Annotated in this window: 2 rRNA genes (1 of these 2 cut by a window edge); both read left to right on the top strand. The window is 52.7% G+C overall.

The features are described 5' to 3' along the window. The first annotated feature begins 99 nt into the window (after window positions 1-99). Window positions 100-1,647 (top strand): 16S ribosomal RNA (locus DMO16_RS14850). A gap of 218 nt (window positions 1,648-1,865) precedes the next feature. Continuing rightward, window positions 1,866-2,792, top strand: a 23S ribosomal RNA gene (locus tag DMO16_RS14845); it runs 2,012 nt beyond the window's last position. The 16S and 23S rRNA genes sit together here, the layout of an rRNA operon.

The raw sequence follows: 2,792 nt of genomic DNA, 5'->3' as shown, positions 1-2,792 counted from the left end.
AAATGTTCTTTGAAAACCAAACAAAAGCCAGAGTAAGTCAGGGATTTTACAATCCCATCAATTTCTTATTTTTAAACATTAAGAGCTATATCAAACACTTTATTGGAGAGTTTGATCCTGGCTCAGGATGAACGCTGGCGGCGTGCCTAATACATGCAAGTCGAGCGAATGACGAGGAGCTTGCTCCTCTGATTTAGCGGCGGACGGGTGAGTAACACGTGGGTAACCTGCCTGTAAGACGGGGATAACTCCGGGAAACCGGAGCTAATACCGGATGATAACGAGAAGCGCCTGCTTCTTTTTTGAAAGTCGGTTTCGGCTGACGCTTACAGATGGGCCCGCGGCGCATTAGCTAGTTGGTGAGGTAACGGCTCACCAAGGCGACGATGCGTAGCCGACCTGAGAGGGTGATCGGCCACACTGGGACTGAGACACGGCCCAGACTCCTACGGGAGGCAGCAGTAGGGAATCTTCGGCAATGGACGAAAGTCTGACCGAGCAACGCCGCGTGAGCGATGAAGGCCTTCGGGTCGTAAAGCTCTGTTGTCAGAGAAGAACAAGTACCGGAGTAACTGCCGGTACCTTGACGGTACCTGACCAGAAAGCCACGGCTAACTACGTGCCAGCAGCCGCGGTAATACGTAGGTGGCAAGCGTTATCCGGAATTATTGGGCGTAAAGCGCGCGCAGGCGGTTTCTTAAGTCTGATGTGAAAGCCCACGGCTCAACCGTGGAGGGTCATTGGAAACTGGGAGACTTGAGTGCAGGAGAGAAAAGTGGAATTCCACGTGTAGCGGTGAAATGCGTAGAGATGTGGAGGAACACCAGTGGCGAAGGCGGCTTTTTGGCCTGTAACTGACGCTGAGGCGCGAAAGCGTGGGGAGCAAACAGGATTAGATACCCTGGTAGTCCACGCCGTAAACGATGAGTGCTAGGTGTTGGGGGGTTCCACCCTCAGTGCTGACGTTAACACATTAAGCACTCCGCCTGGGGAGTACGGCCGCAAGGCTGAAACTCAAAGGAATTGACGGGGGCCCGCACAAGCAGTGGAGCATGTGGTTTAATTCGAAGCAACGCGAAGAACCTTACCAGGTCTTGACATCCTCTGACCACTTGAGAGATCAAGCTTTCCCCTTCGGGGGACAGAGTGACAGGTGGTGCATGGTTGTCGTCAGCTCGTGTCGTGAGATGTTGGGTTAAGTCCCGCAACGAGCGCAACCCTTGACCTTAGTTGCCAGCATTCAGTTGGGCACTCTAAGGTGACTGCCGGTGACAAACCGGAGGAAGGTGGGGATGACGTCAAATCATCATGCCCCTTATGACCTGGGCTACACACGTGCTACAATGGGTGGTACAAAGGGTTGCGAAGCCGCGAGGCCGAGCCAATCCCAAAAAGCCACTCTCAGTTCGGATTGTAGGCTGCAACTCGCCTACATGAAGCCGGAATTGCTAGTAATCGCGGATCAGCATGCCGCGGTGAATACGTTCCCGGGCCTTGTACACACCGCCCGTCACACCACGAGAGTTTGTAACACCCGAAGTCGGTGGGGTAACCTTTTGGAGCCAGCCGCCGAAGGTGGGACAGATGATTGGGGTGAAGTCGTAACAAGGTAGCCGTATCGGAAGGTGCGGCTGGATCACCTCCTTTCTATGGAGACATGAGCACTCAGGTGCCTCATGAATCTTACTCTGAGCTTTTGTTTGGTTTTGAAAGAACATCGTTTCTTTCAATTCATCATAAGGTTACACATTTGTTGTGGCCATGTTCCTTGAAAACTAGATAACGAAACATCCAAACAAGCCAACTAATTCATTAGTTGTGCGCTGATTTAGTGATTTTTTTACGATCTTACGATCGTGTTTAAAGGTTAAGCTAGAAAGGGCGCACGGTGGATGTCTTGGCACTAGGAGCCGAAGAAGGACGGGACGAACACCGATATGCCTCGGGGAGCGGTAAGTAAGCGTTGATCCGGGGATTTCCGAATGGGGGAACCCACCATCCGTAATGGGATGGTATCCATATCTGAATACATAGGATATGAGAAGGCAGACCCGGGGAACTGAAACATCTAAGTACCCGGAGGAAGAGTAAGCAAATGCGATTTCCTGAGTAGCGGCGAGCGAAACGGAAACAGCCCAAACCAGAGGGCTTGCCCTCTGCGGTTGTAGGACACTCTACATGGAGTTACAAAGGAACGGGGTAGATGAAGCGGTCTGGAAAGGCCGGCCAAAGAAGGTAACAGCCCTGTAGTTGAAACTTCGTTCCCTCCTGAGTGGATCCCGAGTACGGCGGGACACGTGAAACCCCGTCGGAATCCGGGAGGACCATCTCCCAAGGCTAAATACTCCCTAGTGACCGATAGTGAACCAGTACCGTGAGGGAAAGGTGAAAAGCACCCCGGAAGGGGAGTGAAAGTGATCCTGAAACCGTGTGCCTACAAGTAGTTGGAGCCCATTAACGGGTGACAGCGTGCCTTTTGTAGAATGAACCGGCGAGTTACGATAACGTGCAAGGTTAAGCCGAGAAGGCGGAGCCGCAGCGAAAGCGAGTCTGAATAGGGCGCCATAGTACGTTGTCGTAGACCCGAAACCGTGTGATCTACCCATGTCCAGGGTGAAGTTCAGGTAACACTGAATGGAGGCCCGAACCCACGCACGTTGAAAAGTGCGGGGATGAGGTGTGGGTAGGGGTGAAATGCCAATCGAACACGGCGATAGCTGGTTCTCCCCGAAATAGCTTTAGGGCTAGCCTCGCGGCTAGAGTCCTGGAGGTAGAGCAGTGATTGGACTAGG

This window comes from Fictibacillus sp. S7 (assembly GCF_004127935.1).
In the GTDB taxonomy this organism is placed as follows: Bacteria; Bacillota; Bacilli; order Bacillales; family Fictibacillaceae; genus Fictibacillus_C; species Fictibacillus_C enclensis.
The sequence above is the reverse complement of the archived record's forward strand: the minus strand, read 5'-3'. Positions and strand labels throughout refer to the sequence as shown.